Below are 21,672 nucleotides of genomic sequence, written 5' to 3'. Positions count from 1 at the left end.
ATCAAATAAGAACAACACCGAGGAGTCAGGCGAACCCGACGCCGCACCCGCCCAGGGCGCACCAGCATTGCTGTTGCTGCGCCGGAGGCTGCGGTCTGTACTGCGCCCGGCGCTCCTCTTCCGATACGGAATTCAATGAGCCAACTCAAGATTTACAACACGCTCGCGCGTGACAAGCAGGTATTCGTTCCCAAGGTCGCAGGCAAGGTCGGCATGTATGTGTGCGGCATGACCGTCTACGATTACTGCCACGTGGGACACGCGCGGATGATGATGGCTTTTGACGTCGTGTACCGCTGGCTGATGGTGTCCGGCTACGATGTCAACTACGTGCGGAACATCACGGATATCGACGACAAGATCATCAAGCGCGCGGTCGAGAATGGCGAAACCATCGGTGCGCTGACCTCGCGCTTCGAGAAATACATGGACGAAGACACGGCCGCGCTCGGCATCCTGCCGCCGACCGTGGTGCCGCGCGCCACCGAATACGTGCCGCACATGCTGTCGATCATCGAGAAGCTCGAGCAGAAGGGCCTGGCCTATAAAACCGAGGAAGGCGACGTCAACTACGCGGTGCGCGGCTTCGAAGGCTACGGCAAGCTGTCGGGCAAGTCACTCGACGACCTGCGCGCCGGCGAGCGCGTCGACGTCAAAACGACCAAGCGCGATCCGCTCGACTTCGTGCTGTGGAAGGCCGCCAAGGAATCCGAGCCGGCGGAAGCGAAATGGGATTCGCAGTGGGGCCGCGGCCGTCCGGGCTGGCACATCGAGTGCTCGGCCATGTCCTGCGCCACGCTCGGCGAGCACTTCGACATCCACGGCGGCGGCGCCGACCTGCAGTTCCCGCACCACGAGAACGAGATCGCGCAATCCGAAGGCGCCTTCGGCGGCCCGATGGTCAACTACTGGATTCACAACGGCTTCGTGCGCGTGGATAACGAAAAGATGTCCAAGTCGCTGGGCAACTTCTTCACCATCCGCGAAGTCCTCGCCAAGTACGACGCCGAAGTGGTGCGCTTCTTCATCCTGCGCGCCCACTATCGCAGCCCGCTGAACTACTCGGACGTCCATATCGACGACGCCAGGGGCGCGCTCACCCGCCTGTACACGGCGCTCGGCGATATCGACCTGGGCGATGGCGAGCTCGCCGTCGACTGGGACGAAGCGCACGCCCAGCGTTTCCGCGAAGCGATGGATGACGATTTCAATACCCCGCTGGCGGTGGCCGAGCTGTTCGACCTGGCGAGCGAAGTCAACCGCAGCAAGTCGGTGGCGCAGTCGCTTATCCTTGCACGCCAATTGAAGGCGCTGGCAGGCGTGCTGGGCCTGCTTGAGCGCACGCCGCGAGACTTCCTGCAGGCGGGCACGCCGGGCGAGAGTGGACTCGACGAAGCAGCGATCCTGGACGCGATCGCGCGCCGCGCGGCCGCCAAGGCCACACGCGACTTCGCCCAGGCCGACGCGATCCGCAAGGAACTCACGGCAGCCGGCATCGTCCTGGAAGACAAGGCCGACGGAACGACCTGGCGCCGCGCATAATGGCAGCCAACAAGGACAAGGCCGGCGGCGCCGCCGCAGGCGCCAGCGTGGAGTCGTCGGCATCGCCGGCGCAGGATGCGCTGGCGGTGCCGATCTACTGGGCCGAGGCCAAGCGCGAACTGATGCAGCGCGACCGCATCATGAACAAGCTGATCCCCCAGTTCGGCGACCTGCACCTGCGCGGCCAGCCCGACCCCTTCATCACGCTGGCCCGTTCGATCGTCGGCCAGCAGGTGACGCCGAAGGCGGCCGACCTGGCCTGGGGTAAATTGCTTGCCGTCTGTCCCAAACTGGCGCCGAGCCAGGTGATCAAGCTGGGCGCGGTGGAGCTGTCGGGCTGCGGCCTGTCCAAGCGCAAGACCGAATACATCCTCGACCTGGCCGACCATTTCAAGGCCAGGCGGGTGCATGCCGACCTGTGGTCGGAAATGGATGACGAAGCCGTCATCGCCGAGCTGGTCCGGATCCGCGGCATCACGCGCTGGACAGCCGAGATGTTTTTGATATTTAATCTGCTGCGGCCGAACGTCCTGCCACTGGACGACCCCGGCCTGATCCAGGGCATCAGCCAAAATTATTTCTCGGGTGAACCGGTCTCGCGCAGCGATGCGCGCGAGGTCTCCGCCAACTGGGAACCCTGGCGCACGGTTGCTACTTGGTATTTGTGGCGCAGCCTGGACCCCGTTGCGCCTCTTGCTTAGACGCTAATACTCGACGTTATCCCTGCAATCCCGACGTTCGATACGCTGTCGGCTTACGGTAGAATAGCGCCCTGATCGGCCGCGCATCACGGAGCGCGGCCCAAGACATTACCCCGGAGGTACAATGACTAAAACAACTTTCCTCAATTTTGAGCAGCCGATTGCCGAGCTCGATTCCAAGATTGAAGAGCTGCGTTTCGTACAAGACGATTCCGCTGTCGACATCTCCGAAGAGATCGATCGCCTGGACAAGAAGAGCCAGCAGCTCACCAAGGACATCTATGCCAAGCTGACTCCGTGGCAAGTGTCGCAGATCGCGCGCCACCCGCAGCGTCCCTACACGATGGACTACGTGAACGCGATCTTCACCGATTTCCATGAGCTGCACGGCGACCGCACCTTCGCCGACGACCAGTCGATCATCGGCGGCCTGGCCCGTTTCAACGGCCAGCCCTGCATGGTGATCGGCCACCAGAAGGGCCGCGACACCAAGGAGCGCGCGATGCGCAACTTCGGCATGCCGAAGCCCGAGGGCTACCGCAAGGCGATGCGCCTGATGAAGCTGGCCGAGAAGTTCGGCCTGCCGATCTTCACCTTCGTCGATACCCCGGGCGCGTTCCCCGGCATCGACGCCGAAGAGCGCGGCCAGTCGGAAGCCATCGGCCACAACCTGTACGTCATGGCCGAACTGAAGGTGCCGCTGATCGCCACCATCATCGGCGAAGGCGGCTCGGGCGGCGCGCTGGCGATCGCCGTCGGCGACGCGGTGCTGATGCTGCAGTATTCGACCTATTCGGTGATCTCGCCGGAGGGCTGCGCCTCGATCCTGTGGAAGACCTCGGAACGCGCGGCCGACGCCGCCGAAGCCCTGGGCCTGACCGCGCACCGCCTGAAGGCGATGGGCCTGGTCGACAAGATCGTCAGCGAACCGCTGGGCGGCGCCCACCGCGATCCGGCGCAGATGGCGCAACTGCTCAAGCGCGCACTGGCCGATACGCTGCGCCAGTTCCAGGGCATGAAAACCAAGGACCTGCTGGAAGCCCGTCACGCGAAGCTGATGAGCTATGGCAAGTTCAAGGAAACGCTGCCGCGCGAGGAGTGATCCTCTGAGCCGTTCGAAACGCGGGGCCAACCCGGCCGGGCTGGTCCCGGCGACTTTTGCGCAGGCCATGCTCGGCCTGCGCGACAAATACACTACCCGATCCCTGGCGGTTGCCTGTAGCGGCGGCCTCGATTCGATGGTCTTGCTGCGGCTTGCCCACGACTGGTGCGCACAGCACGGCGTGCGGCTGCATGCCTTCCACGTGCATCACGGACTGAGCCAGCATGCCAACGACTGGTGCGCGCATTGCGAGCGCAGCGCCGGCGAGCTCGGCATCGGCTTCGACCACCGCCGCGTGACGATCCCGCACGACGGTTCCGGCGTCGAGGCCGCGGCGCGCAAGCTGCGCTACGCCGCGCTGGGCGAAATGTGCCGCGTGCATGACGTCAAGCTGCTGCTCACCGCCCACCACCTGGACGACCAGGCCGAGACCGTGCTGCTGCAATTGCTGCGCGGCTCGGGCGCTGCCGGTCTCTCGGGCATGGATGCGGACAATCTCGCGCCTGGCCTCCTGGGCGTCGCCGACCTGGCGCTGGCGCGGCCGCTGCTGTCGCAGCCGCGTGCGGCGCTGGAAGCGTATGCGCGCGAGCATGCGCTGGCCTGGGTCGAGGACGAATCGAACCAGGATCCGCGCTACACCCGCAATGCGCTGCGCCACCAGGTGATGCCGGCGCTGGCGACCAACTTCCCCGGCTTCCAGGCGCGGCTGGCGCGCGGCGCGGCCCATGTGGCCTCGGCCCAGCGCCTGCTCGACGAACTGGCGGCCCAGGACCTGGCGGCCTGCCAGGACGGCGACGCCGTCGACCTGGCTTACCTGAGTGGCTTGAGCGCCGACCGCATCGACAACTTCATGCGTCACCTGTTTTCGGTGCGCGGGCTGGCAATGCCGTCGACTGCCTGGCTGACCGAGATGGTGTCGCAGCTGTTCTCGGCGCGTGAGGATGCGCAGTTGAAGGTCACGCATCCAGGCTGCCATATCCGCCGCCATCGCGGCAAGCTCTACCTGACGCCACACCTGCCGATTCTCTCCGGCATGCGCGATCCCGACGATATCGGCGTGCTCGACAGGGAAGGGCAGACGTTCCGCTGGCAGGGCGAGGCGTCGATCGCTTTCCCGGACTACGGCGGCGTTCTGCACTTCGAGCGGGTCGAGCAGGGTTTCGATCCGGACTGGCTGCGCGCACAGACGCTGACGATCGACTTTCGCAAGGGCGGGGAAAGGCTCAAGCTCGCGGCCAACCGGCCATCGCGCGGCCTGAAGGCGCATTACCAGGCGCTGGGCGTGCCGGCCTGGGAGCGCGAACGGCTGCCGACAGTCAGTCGCGATGTCGACCTGTTGTTCGCGGCGGGCATCGGCATGGATTGCCGGCACTGGTCGGCGACCGGCCAGGAGCTGATCGGGCTGCGCTGGGAAGTGAACAGAGGCTAGTTTGTATAGGCAAGTGTATTCCGAAAACGCATTAAGTTATTTTCTTTCCATATAGCTTTTTCGTTCTTCAAGTCTTGTGATGCCGCGTTGCAGCATGCTACATTGAGGGTCCTCTTTTCTATTTACATAAGCTGGAACCCTCCCTGATATGGCTTTAATTGTCCACAAATATGGCGGGACGTCGATGGGCTCGACGGACCGTATCAAGAATGTCGCGGCCCGGGTGGCCAAGTGGCATGACGCAGGTCACCAAATCGTCGTGGTGCCGTCCGCGATGTCGGGCGAGACCAACCGCCTGATTGGTCTGGCCAAGGAAATCATGCCGCAACCGGACCCGCGCGAATTGGACATGATCGCCTCGACCGGCGAGCAGGTGTCGGTGGGCCTCCTGGCCATGGCGCTGCTGGCCATCGGCAAGGATGCGGTGTCGTATACCGGCTGGCAGGCGGGCATCCGCACCGACTCGTCGTTCACCAAGGCGCGCATCCAGTCGATCGACGACAGCCGCGTGCTGCGCGACGTCGCGGCCGGCAAGATCGTCATCATCACCGGTTTCCAGGGCGTGGACGAAGAAGGCAATATCTCGACCCTGGGCCGTGGCGGCTCGGATACGTCGGCAGTGGCGATTGCGGCCGCGCTGAAGGCCGAGGAATGCCTGATCTACACTGACGTCGACGGCGTCTACACGACCGACCCGCGCGTGGTGGACGAGGCGCGCCGCCTGTCGAAGATCACGTTCGAGGAAATGCTCGAACTGGCCTCGCTGGGCTCGAAAGTGCTGCAGACTCGCTCGGTCGAGTTCGCCGGTAACTACCAGGTGCCGACGCGCGTGCTGTCGTCGCTGACCGATCCCCTGATGCCGCTGGAAGAAGAAGCCCAGTCCGGCACCCTGATTTCGTTTGAGGAAGAAAGCAATATGGAACAAGCCGTCATCTCCGGCATCGCGTTCAATCGCGACGAAGCAAAGATCACCGTCCTGGGCGTGCCGGACAAGCCGGGCGTGGCCTACCACATCCTGGGCCCGATCGCCGATGCGAACATCGAAGTCGACATGATCATCCAGAACCAGTCGGTGGACGGCAAGACCGATTTCACCTTCACCGTGCCGCGCAACGACTACGTGCGTGCGATGACCGTGCTGGAGAGCCAGCAGGAAGCGCTGGGCGCGGCCAAGGTGCTGGGCGACGCCAAGGTGTCGAAGGTGTCGGCCGTGGGCGTGGGCATGCGCAGCCACGTCGGCGTGGCGTCGCAGATGTTCCGCACCCTGTCGGAAGAGGGCATCAATATCCAGATGATTTCGACCTCGGAAATCAAGATCTCGGTGCTGATCGACGAGAAGTACATGGAGCTGGCGGTGCGCGCCCTGCACAAGGCGTTTGGCCTGGAGCAAGGTTAACAAATTTCAAAATTTTTGGGCGTGCATCCTTGACGCGATGAGGTCCAGCCCTTAAGATGCCTGCACTCAGCGCTGACGTGCAAACGTCGGTTCTGATGGGAGACGTGGCCGAGTGGCCGAAGGCACTTCCCTGCTAAGGAAGCATACGGCTTATACCCGTATCGTGGGTTCGAATCCCACCGTCTCCGCCAAGTATCATGAGAAAAGCCACCGCAAGGTGGCTTTTCTCATTCCTAGGCAGGGCAGACGAACAAGGCGCCTGCGCGCCTTGTGGGTGGGATTCGAAGGGTTGCGCGTATTCGCGCAACCGCGGCCTGCAGCATGTAGGCGAATCCCACCGTCTCCGCCAGATTAAGGTCCCAAGATGTTTAGGGACATCAAAGAAACCGCTGTTCTCATAAGGCAGCGGATTTTTTGTTGCCTAATACTGTCCAATATCGTCTCCCAGGAGCCAGCATCCTTGGGGGCTCGTTTGGGGGCCCCGTCGGGGCCCCCGTGGACAGGAGGCCCCCAAATGCGCAAGCGCGTACCGCCGCTGAACCAGCTGCAGATCAAGAACGCCAAGCCCCGCGAGAAGCCCTACAAGCGCGCCGACGGTGGGGGCCTCTACCTCGAGGTCACCCCGGTCGGAGGCAAGCACTGGCGGATGAAGTACCGGCAGCCCAAGGCAAGGAGAACAAGCTGCACTTCGGCGCCTTCCCGGCCGGTTCGCTCCTTGACGCGCGCGCGAGGCGCGACAGCGCACGCCAGATTCTGGCCGCTGGGGCTGACCCGGCGCGCCAGGCACGGATGACGGCCGCAAACACCTTCGAGCAAGTAGCGCGCGAATGGCATCACACAATGCTGGCGCAGTGGCAGCCGCAGACGGCGCGCGATATCCTCCATCGTTTCGAGCAGGACGTCTTCCCGCAGATCGGGAAATTGGCCGTCGCCGAGATCCAGCCGCGTGACGTCATCGATGCCATCCGTGCGGTTGAACGGCGCGGGGCACTCGAGATCGCAAGCCGGCTTGCAGCAAACTGTTCGAGGGTATTCAGGTATGCGATGCGATGCGTTGCGGGCTGGCCGAGCGCAACCCGGCCGAGCACCTGCGGGAGGTGTTGGCGCCGAGGGAAAAGGGTCAGTTCGCGGCGATCGGGACGGATGGGCTGCCGGAATTCCTGCGCGCCCTGAACGCGAACGAGGCCTGCATGGGACTGCCTGTGCGGGTCGCGATGCGTCTGATGCTGCTGGTGTTCGTGCGAACTTCCGAGCTGAGCGAGACGCCGTGGGCGGAGATCGACCTGGAGACGGGCGAGTGTGTCATCCCGTGGCGCCACATGAAGCGCGGGAAGCGGCGTATCAACCCGGACAAGACGGACCACCATGTGTGCCTGCCGCGGCAGGGCCTGGTCCTGCTGCGCCAGCTGCACAGACTCACGGGCGGCGGCACCTGGCTGTCTCCCAACATGTGTGACCCACAGCGCCCAACGAGCAACAACACCTTGCTGAAGGCGCTCGAGCGGATGGGGTACAAGGGCGACATGACCGGGCACGGCCTCCGCTCGCTTGCCATGAGCACCTCGAAGGAATAGCTGGGCTACCGGCACGAGGTAGTCGACCGCCAGCTCGCACACGCGCAGAAGGACAAGCTGGAAAGCGCTTACGACCGGGCGAGCTACCTCGAAGAGCGGCGCGCGATGATGCAGCGTTGGGCGGACTACCTCGACGAGGTGGCAGTGGCCGCCTTGCAGCGACGTGACGAAATCCGTCATGTACGGAACGAGGGAGATATCGGTCGTCTCGCACCATGAGGCGGGGCCGCAGCTGTTTCCCAGCCCCGTCCCAAGTCACACAATGCATGATGCTGTTGCCTGGAAGATCGCCGAGTGGAGAAAGGGGCGGAAATCGGGGGTATCCGGCGCTGGTCCTGCCCCAGCTTGCAGGGCTATTCTTGAAGACGTCGCAACTAATTGGAATAGCAGTGCAAACCTCAGTTCTTTCGAGCCACGGTCGGATCATTCGCATCCGTGAAGTCATCGCAATGACCGGGCTTTCCCGCTCAAGCATCTACGCGGCTATCAAGCAGTGCACTTTTCCAGCGCAACTCAAGCTGTCTACTCGCTCATCAGGTTGACTGGAGAATGAAATAATCGAATTGAGGGAAATGCGGCCCCGAGGTTAACAGCGGGAAGGCTGAAAAGTGCCCACGGTCATGTCCAGCTTTGGCGAAGGTCAGTTGCGCACGTACGAGCCTGCGTGAACTCCGAGCTGTCGAGGTAAGAGGACAGTGAAGAATTTCCTTGTAACTTGATCGAATCTGTGGCCAACGGATTAAAAATTGCCGGGTCGAAATGAGCATTCTTTATTAATCAATTACATGCAACGCTTGCCAAATGCGATAACCAGTCATATCAAAGGGGGGAAATCCTAGCTTATCGGGAATCACGTCACAAGAACGTCAAATAGTTAGATCGGATCAACCGACCGTCGCAGGCACGCTGCCGAGCAGTTTGCACCCGCATTCTGTCGTGCATCCCTCGACCGCAACGGGTACCCCGTCGACTGTTAGTGTGTTGTGGGCGGTGATGATCTTGTTTACACCGTGCGGTTTGCCACCAGGGTAGGGCAGCGGACAATCAACCTTATCACCCAGTCGTGCGATCGATCTTCCCCTGATGTCGTGGTTGGGCGAACCGCTAATAACTGTGCCGCCATGATCGGTTTTGTCTCCGACTGTAATGATCTTCAATGACATTTGGCTCTCCAGTGGACTCGGTGACATTAATAAACAGATCGGTGGGCCGTCGGCTAATCGCAGCCGTTAGGTCAACGTTATATATCGCAGCTGACGCTCGCAGTGCTGTAAAACCTTGGAATTAACCGGCGTGCTGTAGGCCCCTTGGTTAAGCGTAATATCAGGCAGCTTTATTTGAAAAAACACCCTTGAAAAGACATATGGTGCCCCTGAAGAGAACGCCAAATCACAAATGGCCGTGAATTTATCCCCAGCTTGCAAGGCCGCTAGCTTATTTTGCTGCGCATCATCGGCAGCGGTCAGTCTTGCCAATTCTTGCGAGTTAGCGTGCGCGCGAACCTTCAAAATTGAATTGCCACTGAATGATTGGCTTACATCAAGTACTGCACCTGAAATTAGTACTTGTTCTGTCGTCTCGGTAAGCTCTAGGGATGAATGTCCGGCTTTTTCAAAATGTTTGTAAAGTTTACTCAAATCGACGGCTTTTGGTGCCGGCTCAGCCATTGCCATGAATGATGCAAGCATAAAGCTTGCAGCGACAGTAATTTTTTTTGAGGTGCACTATGATCTCCTTGGGAGTCCAACGAAAAAATTTCGGCATTCTGTCAGGTGCCCTGAACAGTAAAAATATAATTTCTATAATTAACCCTTTTGCCGAGCCACTTCACCTAGGTTCAATATAGATTTGCGTAACAAATTCACGTAATTCATAACTCACGTCAACTTGCCTCCTCACGTGAAGTGCCACGTACACTGCATATTTTTTATTATCAGATAGACGTCCAACGCTCTCTTCTAAAAATTTCGATAGCATACAATATTCTTTTTTCAGCGCCTTTTCACTTACATCACCCCAACCTATACTGGTGCACGGTCCGTGTAGCCAGGGCAATGCAATATAACCAATTCTCTTCTCTTTCAATGAGATGAAAATGCCAAATCTCATATCGTGTGCCAAACAGTCAGCGCAATAGTAAATACCTCCAGCGTCTTCTGGTTTCTCTATGAAACCTTCGTCGGCAAGGATAATTAAGTCTTTATAATCAGACGCAACCGAAATACTTTCTTCGCCGAGACTGATCTTTCCTTCGGTGAAATTAATCATGGGCTTGCCAACTCTATAAGTGCGCCTTTCCCGATACTCATACGATCTTTTGCGGTGATGTAATACTGCGTTCTACCACTAGATCCATATTGGTCATTGGCTAGCGCGTAAGCTATTTCTACGCAAAGATCTTCTTTTGGTGTGAACTGCTTTACCTGCTCTCGAAATCCGTGCGAATAGTTTGAGGTTTTTCCCAGGGCGCCCTAGTGGCTGACGTTAGTTGTCGAGTCCCGTCTGATCGTAGACGCGTTTGACGAATAGATCAGGTTTGCGTTTCTGCCAATCCTTGAGCGCCTGAATCGGTGTCGTTGAGCCGATAGCTCGCTGCGGGATATGGTGGTTGTAAAGCTTGAGGTAATTGTGCAATGTGGTCTCCAGATCGGCCCTGCTATCGAAGCGGGTCTGCGCGATCAGCTCACTGATCCTGCCATTGAAGCGTTCCACCATGCCGTTAGTTTGCGGGTGGCGCGGAGGCGCCAGGCGATGCTCGACTTCCATGCTGCCACATGCCTTGTCGAAGGCGTGATTGCCGCTGGGCTTCTTGTCTTTGGTGGCGAAGCGGTCGGTAAATTGCGAGCCGTTGTCGGTCAGTATCTTGGTGATCTTGATCGGCGATGCGAGCTTCAAACGGCGCAGGAAATCGACGCTACTACGTTCAGTCATATCGTTGTAAATATGCAGAAAAACCCAGCGCGTCGCGCGGTCAATGGCAACAAACAGGTAGCGGCGTGAGGTTTCGTCAGGCATCTGTGGCAGGTACTTGATATCGACGTGCAGGAAGCCTGGCTCATAGTCCTTGAAGGTCTTCTTGGCCTTGATCGTTTCGCCTTCAGCTTGAGGGATCACGTCCTCCAGTCGTGCCATGCCTTCGCGTTTGAGCAGTCGCGCAATGCCTGAACGAGAGACCTCGGGATTGATGTATTGCCGGGTGATGTAGAGCAGGTCGTCGAGCGGTAAGTAAAGCGTCTGGCGCAGGGACAGCACGACCAGTTCCTGGGCTGCGCTCAGGGTCGTATGCAGGGTGTGAGCACGATGCGAGCGGTCTTGCACACCGTCCCGCTTGAGCCATTTGGCAGCGGTGGCCCGAGTGATATTGAACACCTTGGCCGCTTGACGGTCGGACAGGCCGGAATCCTTGATCTCCTGACGGATTTTTGGCGTGGTGCGGGCTTGCGGGTGAATGCGTGAACTCATGCTCGATATGGTGATGTTCTGCGAGGGGCTGACGAACGATGCGGGAAGCCAGCAATTATCTCATCGAGCACGGCCTTTGCACGGAACAAGGCCATGCTGCGACGGGGAACATGATCACACGAAACTAAACAGTTAGTATATCAGTCGCTCATCCGACTGGGAGCGGCTCATCGAGGTTTCATAAAGATGTCCGCCTGACAGGCACGAGGCTCACAGCACACTTCAAGTAGTCCCCATTTGAAGCGCCAAGTACGCTTCCTATTTCCCTTATTGTCAGGTGGGCGTCTGACCATCTCTTCTATGAAATTCAATAGCAGACGATATTCATCCTTCAACGCCTTTTCACTTACGTTATCCCACCCTTTCATAGAGCTGTCCAACCAGCTCAATCGGAGCCATTCAATTCTTTTCTCTCGCAACCTGATGAAAACGCCGAACCTCATGCCGTCCGTTTCAGCCTCGACGTAGTAATAAACTCTGCCGCCACCAGTCTCTCGCTTTTCAATTAAACCTTTTTCGGCAAGAGCGTTTAAGTATTCATTATCAGAAGCAGCGAAGAGACTTTTCTCTCCGAGATTGATTTGTCCTTCAATAAAATTGATCATGGGTTTGTTAAGTCCATAATTGAGCATTTTTTCATGCGTTTACGATCTCCTACAGTGATGTAATACTGCGTTCCTCCACCCGCACCATATTGGTCGGTGGCTAGCGCGTAAGCTTTTCCGACGCAAAGATCTTCTTTTAGTGTGAATGCCTGTACTCTTTCCCTTGCAGGGAACTTGAAGAGGTCAGGATCTTTTCCAGAGTGCCCCACTTGTGTCGACTCATGATATGCATTAACTGATTTCTTTGACGCAGCAAGAGTAGACGCGTCAGCAATCCGCCTAGCTTCTTGTAAGGATACAGTGTATAGACAGTGGTTCCTTTAGGCAGGATCACATTTGACCAACGGTCTTTATTAGGGTAGTGATCGCTGCTTTGAAATTGTGCCGCACCGCGCGCCGGATTTCTCGTATTTCGACATGGGGTTGCACTACATGCAGGACAAGCTGCTTTCCGGTTCTTCGGCCGCAAACCCAAAGGGTCAATCCAACCCGTGGGATTAGGTGCGTACTGATAAGCGTTCATCCCGCCGAGCAGGCCGATGGGATCAGCCGTTATATAACGTGCGCCGTCCGGATCGTAGTACCGATACCGGTTGTAGTGCAGCCCGGTCTCTTCATCAAAGTATTGCCCCTGGAACCGGATCGGGTTACGCATCCCGGCCGTGCGCGTTGCCTCGCCGATCGCTTCCTTTGCCTGCCCCCACGCCTTGTACTGCGCCGACCAGGCGACCTGGCCCTCGCAATCCGTCAACTCCTGCGGCGTGCCCAGATGATCGCACTGATAGAAGGCAATCTCTTCCTTGCCGAACGGCTCGGCTTCCTGCTCGAATTCATCGTTCCACAGCGGATCAAGCGCAATATCGTACTTGCCGCCGTTGCCCGCCATCAGCGCCTTAACATCGGTGGTGGGCGCCAGTCGAAGCGACTGGTTTCGGGTGGCCTGTACCAGCGGCACGAAGCTGTCGCGCTCGTACACGTAGTGCACCGTGCGTTCGCCCGCGGCATAACCGTGGTGCACGCTGCTTTCCAGGGCCAGCGTGTCGCCGTCCCAACCGTACATGGTCCGGGTGGCCTTCCGGAAGGCAGCGCCTTCCATCGCCTGGCTGTGCTTGGCGATGCGCCGCCCCAGCGGATCGTAGGCAAAGGTGCTGACGCCATGCCGGGTCGTGGCGCGGGTCATTCGGTTGAACGCATCCCATGCATATTCGGACCGCTCGCCGTCCTGGGTACGTTCCACGACGTTGCCGCGTTCGTCGTAGCGGTAGCGCACGCCGACATATTCCTTGAGCAAGTTGTCCAGCAGCTTTGGTAGCGGGACACGGCGGGCAATGGGCTCCTGCTGCGCGGTATCGGGTGCCTGGATGTTGCCGGCCGGGTCGAACGCGAAGGTTTCATGGCCCAATGCGCTGTTTGCCGCCAGCAGCCGTCCCACTGGGTCATAGCGGTATTTGACCTGGCCGCGCCGGCTGTCCTCGATGTTCGTCAGCCAGTAGTGCAGGCCGAGCGCTTCCCAGCGGCGGTGCAGGTGGTTGTAGTCGGTCTCGTTGTACTGGTTGGCCACCGTCAGGCGCGGGTCGTCCTCATAGACGTGCATGTGCCAGTCCGCCTGAGGGTAGTGCTTCAGGGTTTCTTCGGTGATCTCGCGCACGCTTTTGTGGTGGAACGGCACGCTGTTCTTGCGCAGGCGCGCGAATGCGAGCCAGGGTTCCAGCACCATCTCGAAGAAGGCGAAACCGCCGTCGCTGCGGAGAAAACGGAACTCGGTGACGTAGCCGTTGAAGTAGCGCACCGAGCCGTCCTGGCGCACCAGGGAGATGGTCACCATTTTTCCCATGATGATCTTCAGCGGGATGCGCGAGTCGTCCGACAGTACCTCGAGCACGAAGCGGAAGCCGCGCGAGACTTCCTCGCGGGCGACCAACTTGTTGGGTAGCAGGATGGCGGGCGGGCCGTCCTCGAACGGGAATTCCAGCCGCATCAGCCGGTTGTACTGCGATTGCCCGCTGAACGCCGACAGCGCGGCACCTGCCGCGATCACCTGGCTTTCGCCCATTCACTGCTCCCAATGACAGACCGACGTTGCCATAAGCGGGACTTGGAAAGATTCAGCAGACTTCCTGCGCAATTGGCGCGTGGTCTGCTTATCCGATTCGCGTTTGTTAGTCTTTCCACTCTCGGACGATTTGTGCGAGATCGTCGCGCGTCATTTTTCTGGCTTTCAGTATTTCTACAAGATCGTCCTTCGATAATGGGTATTGGTTTAACACCTTGGATACATCGTCGGCATCAAGCTGATAGAGCCAGGTTGATTCGCTTGACGCATGCGAAGAGAGCTGCTCGGCCGGGAGTTTTCCCTTGTAAAACACTTCGATCGTGTAGAGTTCATGCCCTTCTGCAAACCCTTCTTTAAAACGAAGAACCGTATTTGCCGGAATCATGTAATACGGTTCCCCTTTGCCGCTGGCGATGAGCATCGGTTCTGTAAGACGGTACACGGGCTTGTTTTCCATAATTTTATTCCAAAAAAAGATCGTCAAAATTCCTGCAATGAAAAGCAGGGATATTCCACCAGTAAAAAATTTCTTGCTCATTTTGCGCCACCGTGCTTCTCGACCTTGTTAGGCCGGCGGTGCGGGTTACTTTCCAGCATTTTTTTCAAGTCGGCCGGCATGAAGATGCGGGAGGGCCATCCGGCTAACTTTGCGGCGAATTGTTCCGACCCACTCATGCCTTCGCCTTTGTTGAACTTCGGCACGTCAAAGTCGAGATCCTTGATGGCCACACGTGCGCCTGTCATCGCAGTGGTCGCACAGTTATTGTTTAGAGCATGGTAATCCTCGGCTAGACGATATTCCTTCATATGATCTCCATATGCCTTCAAAACCGGACGATTGCCGATGAGAGATTTAAAATGTGCGTTCACATTGGCTGCTGAAGCGGCAGGAACATGATAAGCGAAGCTGGTAGTCGTTCGGCCAGTCGCATTTTCACCCGCGATGTATTTTTTGAATATCGTCCAGACCCGAAGCCTGCCTTGGCCATAAGGGCCAGTCTCACCGTTGTACCTACCAAAATCATATACATAGTCATCGCTAGGAGTGATTACCCGGAGTGCGACATGGCCGTATGTGTGCTCCTTGCCATTCGACTGATAAGGGCCACCGATCAGGATTTCGATAATGGGCGACTGGACCTGTATCGTCGTAGTTTGTTTGGTTGCAATGCCCAAGCCATCTTTAGTGCTTTTGGTAGTTGCGTCTATTGTGGGCACGATCAGCGTCCTCAACGTGAAAGAGCGTGTGTTCAGTTCGTTGGAGCTTCGTACGAATACCCAAGATTCGGGAACGCGATTTTGCATTGCCCGGCAGGAATCTGATCGATACGGGCACCTCCTTGATCATCGACGTTCCCAGAATGCTGAGTACCGCCAGGATCAGTAAGGATGTAGGCTTCGTTTGGGATCGGGCCACTCTCGTTGATCAGCTTGAATTCGACCCAGGTCAAGCTGTCGGTGAGGTCACTGAGCGTCTGTTCGCTAGCAGTCGACGACCCGAATTTTGCTGCCGCCATCGAAGCCGCAACACTCATACTCTTTGCACCAGGAAGACTATGCGTCGCAGCATGCGCGACGAAATTCCCGTTGGTGCCAAATTCGATTTGGCCAGCAGCGAACTTCGCGTAGCTGCCGCCGCCGTTGATAACGACTTCTTCCTTGGCGCTGATCGTGATCCGGTTGGCCGTTTGCGTGATGTCCAGCTTTGCCAGCAGCTTGATGTTGTCGGTCAGCGCCTGGACGTCGATGTCGCCGGCCGCGGCCACCATCTTCATGCCCGCCTTCTGGACGAACAGGCGGAACGACTGGCGGATGCTGGCGAAGAAATGCGTGCCGGCAGCCACCGATAGGCTTTTGCCGGTCGTGAGGGCCGTGTGGCGGTCGCTGGCGATATGGGTGTCGCCCGAGGTCGTCGTGGCGATGCCAGCAGGGCTGGCCAGCACCAAGTGCGGCTTGTTCAGCTCGGGAAAGCCACCGCCGTCCGACGCCAGCCCCTGGACCGCGTCGTTCTGCGACTGCAGAAGGGATGCGACGGCATCCTGGTTGTCGGCCGGCTCCTGTGCGCCGTTCTTGTGCGCGATCTCCGCCAGCAGTTGATGATGTTCGGCAGCGAGCGTGAGCCGACGCGTCGTCTCGCCCATGTCCTTGATCGGCCCGCGGGCCGCCTGGCGCGCCTCGGTCGTGATCAAGAGCCCTCTGGCGGCGCGCGCCACGCCGTGCCCGTCGGTGCGCAGCTCCCAGCCCTCGCCGCGCGCGTCCTTGCGCCCGCTGGTGTCCTCGATGCGCGTGATGTGCCCGAGCGAGAGCTGGCTGCACTGGTGGTCACTTTTCAGCTGCGCCTGGATCTGTTCCTTCGTGTCGTCCAGGACGAGGTGGTTGCCGCGCTTGCCGCCGCCGAGCTCGCGGCTGCGCAGGCCGGCGAGCGCTTGTTGTTTGGGCAGCGACCACGGCGGCATGTGCTTGCCGTTCTGGACGGCCCCGAGGATCAGCGGGTGGTCGATGTTGCCGTTGGCGTAGACGACGACTACCTCCTCGCCCACGCGTGGCAAGCGGATCTGTCCGAATTCGTGGCCGGCGGCGGGCGTCATCACGCGGATCCAGGGCGAGCTGTTCTCGTCATGCTTGCCCAGCCGGTCCCAGTGGAGCTGCAGCTTGACCCTTCCATAGCCGTCCGTGTGGATCTCGGCGCCGGCCGGGCCGCCCACGGTCGCGGTGTGCAGGCCCGTGTAGGTGCCGGGCTCGCTGTTGAAGCCCGAGCCGGGGCGCCAGCGGATGTCCTTGCGCACGCAGGTGAAGCGGTTCTCGTAGTGCGAAGGCGCACCCGGGCCGGCCTGGTAATTGTTGGTCGCCTCGTGGTCGACGGACAGGATCAGGTAGTCGCGGTCGCCGATACCGGGACGCGGTTCGGGATCGTACTCGAGCGAGCGCGGCTTGGCGCTGAAGTGCCCGCCGAGCTTGAAGGTGCGACCTGGCATCACACTCCTGTCGTTGCCCACGGCTTCGAAGGTCTGCGTGTTCTTGTCCTGCTCGACCATGCGCCGCGCCGCCAGCTGCTCGCCGTCGCTGCGCATGCGAAAGCCGTACGACCCCGTATCCTCGTACACCTCGTAGGGGAAGATGTCGCCTTGTCGGTTAGCTGAATGGAAGCTGGCGTGCTGCGCGCCTGGGTTCTTGTAGTCGGTGCTGGCCAGGGTAGTCTGGCCCGAACCGAGGCGCCGGCTCGCCGTCCATTCGCGGATGCCGTCGTCCTCGAGCGAGCCGTCATTGTCGCGAAAGGGGATGACATCCTCGTCATCGTGGCGGGTAGCGTCGATCGGCTCGGCCAGGAAGCTTTTATCGGACAGCATGAGCTTGTGGCCATCGAAGCGGTGCTCGTACCAGTAGTGCAGGCCGAGCGCTTCCCAGCGGCGGTGCAGGTGGTTGTAGTCGGTCTCGTTGTACTGGTTGGCCACCGTCAGGCGCGGGTCGTCCTCATAGACGTGCATGTGCCAGTCCGCCTGAGGGTAGTGCTTCAGGGTTTCCTCGGTGATCTCGCGCACGCTTTTATGGTGGAAGGACACGCAGTCCTTGCGCAGCCGGGTGAGTGCGAGCCAGGGCTCGAGCACCATCTGGAAGAAGGCAAAGCCGCCGTCGCTGCGGAGAAAACGGAACTCGGTGACGTAGCCGTTGAAGTAGCGCAGCGAGCCGTCCTGGCGCACCAGGGAGATGGTCACCATTTTTTCCATGATGATCTTCAGCGGGATGCGCGGGTCGTCCGACAACACCTCGACCGAGATGTGGAAGCCGCGCGAGACCTCTTCATGAGCGACCAGCTTGTTCGGGAGCAGGATGGCGGTCGGGCCGTCCTTGAACGGGAAGTCCAAGCGCATCAGCCGGTTGTGCTGCGATTGTCCGCTGAACGCCGACAGCGCGGCGCCGGCCGTGATCACCTGGCTTTCGCCCATCAACTGCCTCCAATGGCTGCTCAAGATAAAAGATCCAACGGCTAAGTTACCCTGTTGTCGCTAGACCGAAATTGACGGGAGTCAATGTGTTTCTCTGAGCCATGTCTACAGTTTCTGGGTGTCTTCTTCGAATCGATCCACCAGGCGGACCTGACATGCTGAAAAACCTGAGACAACATGGGCGATTGGCCGGGAACGATGCCGCCATAGCGGCTGGAAAGCAGGCGCCGCCGGAGTACGAACTGGTCGACGTCAATCCGGCGGTTAGCTGCAGTCGCGTGATCAATCTTCTCGGGCGGCCTTACGCGGTCCAGTTTCATAGCCAAGGCGCGATCGATGCCTGGACTCGGGCGCTCGGAACCCTTCAGATCTGGCGCCGCTGGCAAGAGCCGAGCACGCGGTGCTGGCAGATCAGGAGGACATTCTTCGGCAGTTCGAACACGCGCGTCCCGAGCGCCCGCTATCGGGGGCAATGGCCGAGATGATTGCCGAGGACCTGCAGAGCTGCGGGACGGGACGTTCGAGCGATCGATGCACGCCGCGGTCAGCTACGTAGTGAGGGTGTTCCTGTACATGGCGTTGAAACAGGCGCGCGTGACGGAGCACCGCGACCACGACGCGGCGCTACGCCGCGCCGCCGGCCTGGGCGAACGCAAGCGCGCCAAGCTCTTGCAGAGATCGGCTGCCCTGTACGACAGCATCATGGTTGGTCCCGAGTCCCTGCCGTCAAGCGCTCCGGATTGTGCGTCCGGGGGCAGCGTGACGCCGCACTGGCGCCGCGGGCACTTCCGGATGCAGCCTTACGGCGCCGGCAACCAGCAGCGTAAACTCATCTTTGTCGCGCCGGTATTGGTGCATGCGGAGCGGCTGCAGGGCGAAGTGCCCGCGCTAAAATCCTACAGGGCCGGCGCGGGCGCAGTCGCTGCCGTTTGAACCGTTCCCGTCCCCTGTGTGGCGCAGGACAAGGGCATCGGCAGGCGCAGCATCGACCTGATTTCCGGACGGCGGGCGACGCCGTCAGACCCAGTCAGGAAGGTGCTCCAGCCAAGCCGGCGTGGCGTCGTCCTCGTACTCAAGGTGAGGCGCTTGATGCAGGGAGGCGCCAGCAGCAGCCGTAGTTCGTAACGCATCATTGGCGTCGCAAACAGGCTGGCCATCTCCGCCAGGGCGCTCAGCGCGTCCCCACCGGGAAGAAAGCCCGCTACCTGGGCCTCAATGAGAGGGCCGATGTGCAGCCTGGCGCGCAGGTCGTGGCGCCACTGGCGTACCCCGAGTGCAGCACTACTACCCAGCGTCGGCGCCGTGACGCCGAGCGTGCTGCGCCGGTTCAAAGGGACCGGCGCCCAGCAGCCGACGAACTGCTCCAGCTCGATTGGTAGCCCGAAGTGGGCGCTCAACACCTGTTCGATGGTGCTTGCCGCGACGGGCCGGGTTCTGAGCAGTCCTGAAAAATAGGCCATCGTTTCCTGCTTCACCTGGCCGGCCGGGTGCGTGCGCCCGATGGCGGATGCCGATCGCACGCCCGCTATGGCGCCCAGCATCGGAAGCAGGCGGTCCTGGCCCTCGATGTCGAGGCTATGCTCGACCCGGTACTTGGCCCAGGCTTCGTAGAACAGCCCGATAAGGCGGTTCGACAGCACGTCGAGGAGTTCGCGCTGACTCGCATCGCCGTCATCCGTCTTGCGGGCCGCGATCCGCTCGGTGTCGTGCAGGGGCAGGGTGCCGCCGGCTCCCAGTAGCCCGATGAATGCCGGCGTGATCCGGATGCGTTTCAGTTCTCCCCTGCGCAGGGCGGCAAGAGGATCCGGTACGTTCGGTTCCACCACGAGCGAATGCACTTCGCTGGCCGGGAACGAGAGGGACAGGTTGTTCTGAAACCTCAGCACCTCGCGCATGGCACGCTCATAGGACACGCCGTGACGCCGCAGCTCGCGCAGCAGCAGGTTGAGCAGCTGCGCGAATTCGAACCGGTACGGCTCGTCAAGCAGCAGGCCGATCACACTAGTGCCATGCGCCCGCTTCGTGGCTTGCATCGAAACAGCTCCTTTCCGCTTTGCCGGGACAGGATGACGAGTTCGACAAAGCTGTTCAGTTGGACATACAGCGCGAAGAACTGATCGAGGACCTGTACAAACAGATGCATTCCGGCGCCGGCGAAGGCTTCTTCGTCGAGCGTGAGGCGGATCTCGGTGCCGTGCACCAGGGACGAACCGCGCCTGTGCCGCATCCAGGCCGTGGTCTCGCTCTGTTCGAGGGCGACAATGCCGCCGATCTGCCGGCGCGAGACTGGCGAAGGCGCGAAGTCGTACAGCGCCAACATCTCCCGCAAGCCTTCCGCTCCTTCCAGCAGCAGCGAATGGTGGTTGAGCGCCAGATGCGAGATCAGGCGCCAATGCATGCCGGATACGTTTGCCAACCGGACCGGGCGGGTCGGCCTGCGCAATAGGCGGATCACGCTACTTTGCCCCGTTCCGGGAACGAACAAATCGCCGTCGGGTGCGCCGATCTTGAGCGAGCATGGCAGGTCGCGGTTGGAGCAAGTCAGATCGATGGAAAGGAAGTGTCGTCCGATTTCCAGTGGCTCGCAGTCGGCATTGACGAGTGTGATCGATTTCTCGTGGCCCGGACTGCAGATGGCAAGCGTCTCGTCATGGCGCATCATCCAGTAGTGCCCTTTGCTCATAAGGCTTTCTTCGCCATGCCGGAGCGAATAGAAGGGGCGAAACTCCGTGACGACCTTGCCGGCGCCGTTCTGGCGCACCATGTGCACGCGGTCGACCGAGTACACTTCGAACGCTTGTGGATGGCTGCCATGTGCGAGCAGGGGGTAGTCGGCCGATAGCTGGTTATAGTTGACCGGAACGCCTGCTTGCCTGAACAGGTTGACCACGGGCGTGCAGCCGGGCAGGAGATGCTGTTTCGACAGGCTTGCCAGCATGCGCGCCTTGTCGCCTTCGGGACGTATGTCGGCGATCGCCAGGCGCAGCGTGAAGTACGTGGGCCCGACAGGGATGCGGCGGAGCAGGGCGGGGACGTCGATGTCGAAGAAGTTGAATTTCTCGGGAAAGGCGAAATACTCGGCGAGGAGGCGGTACGCCGTGTGGGCGCGCGCTTCGAAGGGAATGAGCGCATCGTCATCAGCGAAACCGGCTGGCGTCACCGGGACGACCGGCAATCGTTCCCACGGCCCATTCTCGTCCAGTTGCACGTAAGCGGCGCGGGTGTGCATGCAAAGGGTGTCGCGCAGCGCGGCGCAGAACGAGGCATCGCCATCGATGTACAGGCGCATGACGGCTGCGCTAGCCGCGCAGAGCGGCTCGTCCGGTCGCCTGGAAGCGAACTTCAAGGTCAGCGTAGCGGTGACGTCATCGGGCAGGCGCGTCGCGACTGGGGCGCAGACGGCCGTGTCGAAGTTCGCGTCAAGCAGCACGACGGGTGATGGCTTGACGTCGTAGACGGTCTTGAACGTACATGGGACGCCGGCTAGCTGTGCGGATTCGAGGAGCGTGCCCCGGGGCATCGCGGGCATCGTCTCAGGCTCTTCACCTCCATCGGACGCACCCAGCACGCGCGCGATCGCGCACGAAGGGAACGGCCGCAGGTAGTGGGGAAACAGAAGGTTGAGCAGCGCCTCGGTGAACTGCGGGTACGAATCGTCCAGGCGCTTCGCGACACGCGCACTGAGCAAGGCGACGCCCTGTAGCAGCCGTTCCACGTGCGGGTCGTTACATGTCTCGCCGCCCAACTGCAGTTGTGCCGCGACCTTGGGATAACGCTGCGCGTATTCGCGGCACAGCGACCTGAGGGTCACGAGCTCGCGCTCGTACTTCGTGAACAGTTCATCCATGGGATCGCTGTCTTTCG

Annotated in this window: 21 protein-coding genes, 1 tRNA gene and 2 pseudogenes; 11 read left to right on the top strand and 13 right to left on the bottom strand. The window is 60.2% G+C overall.

Annotation, left to right across the window (positions count from 1 at the left end; genetic code table 11):
* The first annotated feature begins 135 nt into the window (after positions 1-135).
* From cysS to DIR46_RS27715, 10 genes and pseudogenes are all read left to right on the top strand, one after another.
* On the top strand, positions 136-1,542 hold the full coding sequence (cysS, locus tag DIR46_RS03415; RefSeq protein WP_109343989.1) for a cysteine--tRNA ligase: 1,407 nt from the start codon (positions 136-138) through the stop codon (positions 1,540-1,542).
* The gene (locus tag DIR46_RS03410; RefSeq protein ID WP_109343988.1) at positions 1,542-2,243 is read left to right on the top strand and encodes a DNA-3-methyladenine glycosylase family protein; all 702 of its coding nucleotides are present in this window, start codon (positions 1,542-1,544) and stop codon (positions 2,241-2,243) included. The genes cysS and DIR46_RS03410 overlap by 1 nt, the downstream gene beginning before the upstream one ends.
* Positions 2,244-2,367: 124 nt before the next feature.
* Positions 2,368-3,345 (top strand): acetyl-CoA carboxylase carboxyltransferase subunit alpha, encoded by a 978-nt coding sequence (locus tag DIR46_RS03405; protein WP_109343987.1) that lies wholly within the window; start codon positions 2,368-2,370, stop codon positions 3,343-3,345.
* 67 nt (positions 3,346-3,412) lie between these two features.
* Complete coding sequence (tilS, locus tag DIR46_RS03400; protein WP_109343986.1) at positions 3,413-4,774, top strand: tRNA lysidine(34) synthetase TilS; 1,362 nt, start codon at positions 3,413-3,415, stop codon at positions 4,772-4,774.
* Between the two features lie 148 nt (positions 4,775-4,922).
* Entirely contained in the window at positions 4,923-6,170 is a 1,248-nt protein-coding gene (locus tag DIR46_RS03395; protein WP_109343985.1) for an aspartate kinase, read from the top strand.
* 98 nt (positions 6,171-6,268) lie between these two features.
* Positions 6,269-6,361, top strand: a tRNA-Ser gene (locus DIR46_RS03390).
* A 323-nt stretch (positions 6,362-6,684) separates the two neighbouring features.
* Entirely contained in the window at positions 6,685-6,963 is a 279-nt protein-coding gene (locus DIR46_RS27125) for an Arm DNA-binding domain-containing protein (protein WP_229446480.1), read from the top strand.
* A pseudogene (locus DIR46_RS28020) lies at positions 6,960-7,157 on the top strand (phage integrase central domain-containing protein); the annotation flags it as partial. The gene DIR46_RS27125 and the pseudogene DIR46_RS28020, both read left to right, overlap by 4 nt.
* Positions 7,158-7,219: 62 nt before the next feature.
* Positions 7,220-7,744 carry a tyrosine-type recombinase/integrase gene (locus DIR46_RS27120; RefSeq protein WP_229446479.1) on the top strand — a complete coding sequence of 175 codons (525 nt, stop codon included), beginning with the start codon at positions 7,220-7,222 and terminating at the stop codon, positions 7,742-7,744.
* 215 nt (positions 7,745-7,959) lie between these two features.
* Positions 7,960-8,286, top strand: coding sequence for a helix-turn-helix transcriptional regulator (locus DIR46_RS27715; RefSeq protein ID WP_307719124.1), 327 nt, complete (start codon positions 7,960-7,962; stop codon positions 8,284-8,286).
* 342 nt (positions 8,287-8,628) lie between these two features.
* Here DIR46_RS27715 and DIR46_RS03375 read toward each other — a convergent pair whose 3' ends face one another.
* From DIR46_RS03375 to DIR46_RS03350, 11 genes and pseudogenes are all read right to left on the bottom strand, one after another.
* A complete protein-coding gene (locus DIR46_RS03375; protein ID WP_109343983.1) occupies positions 8,629-8,907 on the bottom strand; it encodes a PAAR domain-containing protein in 279 nt (92 codons plus the stop codon).
* 66 nt (positions 8,908-8,973) lie between these two features.
* Entirely contained in the window at positions 8,974-9,432 is a 459-nt protein-coding gene (locus DIR46_RS26430; RefSeq protein WP_162819422.1) for a hypothetical protein, read from the bottom strand.
* A gap of 139 nt (positions 9,433-9,571) precedes the next feature.
* On the bottom strand, positions 9,572-10,012 hold the full coding sequence (locus DIR46_RS26425) for a hypothetical protein (RefSeq protein WP_162819421.1): 441 nt from the start codon (positions 10,010-10,012) through the stop codon (positions 9,572-9,574).
* Positions 10,009-10,209 (bottom strand): hypothetical protein, encoded by a 201-nt coding sequence (locus DIR46_RS28100; protein ID WP_502561192.1) that lies wholly within the window; start codon positions 10,207-10,209, stop codon positions 10,009-10,011. The genes DIR46_RS26425 and DIR46_RS28100 overlap by 4 nt, the downstream gene beginning before the upstream one ends.
* A 19-nt stretch (positions 10,210-10,228) precedes the next feature.
* Entirely contained in the window at positions 10,229-11,206 is a 978-nt protein-coding gene (locus DIR46_RS03370) for an IS481 family transposase (protein WP_109343982.1), read from the bottom strand.
* A 167-nt stretch (positions 11,207-11,373) separates the two neighbouring features.
* Positions 11,374-11,811, bottom strand: a complete 438-nt coding sequence (locus DIR46_RS26420) for a hypothetical protein (RefSeq protein ID WP_162819420.1) — start codon at positions 11,809-11,811, stop codon at positions 11,374-11,376.
* Positions 11,808-12,023, bottom strand: a pseudogene (locus tag DIR46_RS28095) (hypothetical protein); the annotation flags it as partial. The gene DIR46_RS26420 and the pseudogene DIR46_RS28095, both read right to left, overlap by 4 nt.
* Entirely contained in the window at positions 11,948-13,864 is a 1,917-nt protein-coding gene (locus DIR46_RS03365) for a contractile injection system protein, VgrG/Pvc8 family (protein ID WP_229446478.1), read from the bottom strand. The pseudogene DIR46_RS28095 and the gene DIR46_RS03365, both read right to left, overlap by 76 nt.
* A gap of 106 nt (positions 13,865-13,970) precedes the next feature.
* On the bottom strand, positions 13,971-14,402 hold the full coding sequence (locus DIR46_RS03360) for a hypothetical protein (protein ID WP_162819419.1): 432 nt from the start codon (positions 14,400-14,402) through the stop codon (positions 13,971-13,973).
* On the bottom strand, positions 14,399-15,082 hold the full coding sequence (locus DIR46_RS26415; protein ID WP_162819418.1) for a hypothetical protein: 684 nt from the start codon (positions 15,080-15,082) through the stop codon (positions 14,399-14,401). Before DIR46_RS26415 ends, DIR46_RS03360 begins: the two co-directional genes overlap by 4 nt.
* Before the next feature lie 32 nt (positions 15,083-15,114).
* On the bottom strand, positions 15,115-17,808 hold the full coding sequence (locus DIR46_RS03350; RefSeq protein ID WP_109343979.1) for a type VI secretion system Vgr family protein: 2,694 nt from the start codon (positions 17,806-17,808) through the stop codon (positions 15,115-15,117).
* 336 nt (positions 17,809-18,144) lie between these two features.
* Between DIR46_RS03350 and DIR46_RS03345 the strand changes: the two genes are divergently transcribed.
* Positions 18,145-18,741, top strand: coding sequence for an AcrVA2 family anti-CRISPR protein (locus DIR46_RS03345; RefSeq protein WP_502560519.1), 597 nt, complete (start codon positions 18,145-18,147; stop codon positions 18,739-18,741).
* On the opposite strand, the gene tssG is transcribed toward DIR46_RS03345, so the two are convergent.
* Both tssG and tssF read right to left on the bottom strand, forming a co-directional pair.
* Positions 18,705-19,841: a type VI secretion system baseplate subunit TssG gene (gene tssG / locus DIR46_RS03340; protein ID WP_109347885.1), complete on the bottom strand. Its 1,137-nt coding sequence runs from the start codon at positions 19,839-19,841 to the stop codon at positions 18,705-18,707. The genes DIR46_RS03345 and tssG overlap by 37 nt on opposite strands.
* Entirely contained in the window at positions 19,805-21,655 is a 1,851-nt protein-coding gene (tssF, locus tag DIR46_RS03335) for a type VI secretion system baseplate subunit TssF (protein WP_109343977.1), read from the bottom strand. The genes tssG and tssF overlap by 37 nt, the downstream gene beginning before the upstream one ends.
* Positions 21,656-21,672 lie beyond the last annotated feature (17 nt).

This window comes from Massilia oculi (genome assembly GCF_003143515.1).
Classification (GTDB): domain Bacteria; phylum Pseudomonadota; class Gammaproteobacteria; order Burkholderiales; family Burkholderiaceae_D; genus Telluria; species Telluria oculi.
The sequence above is the reverse complement of the archived record's forward strand: the minus strand, read 5'-3'. Positions and strand labels throughout refer to the sequence as shown.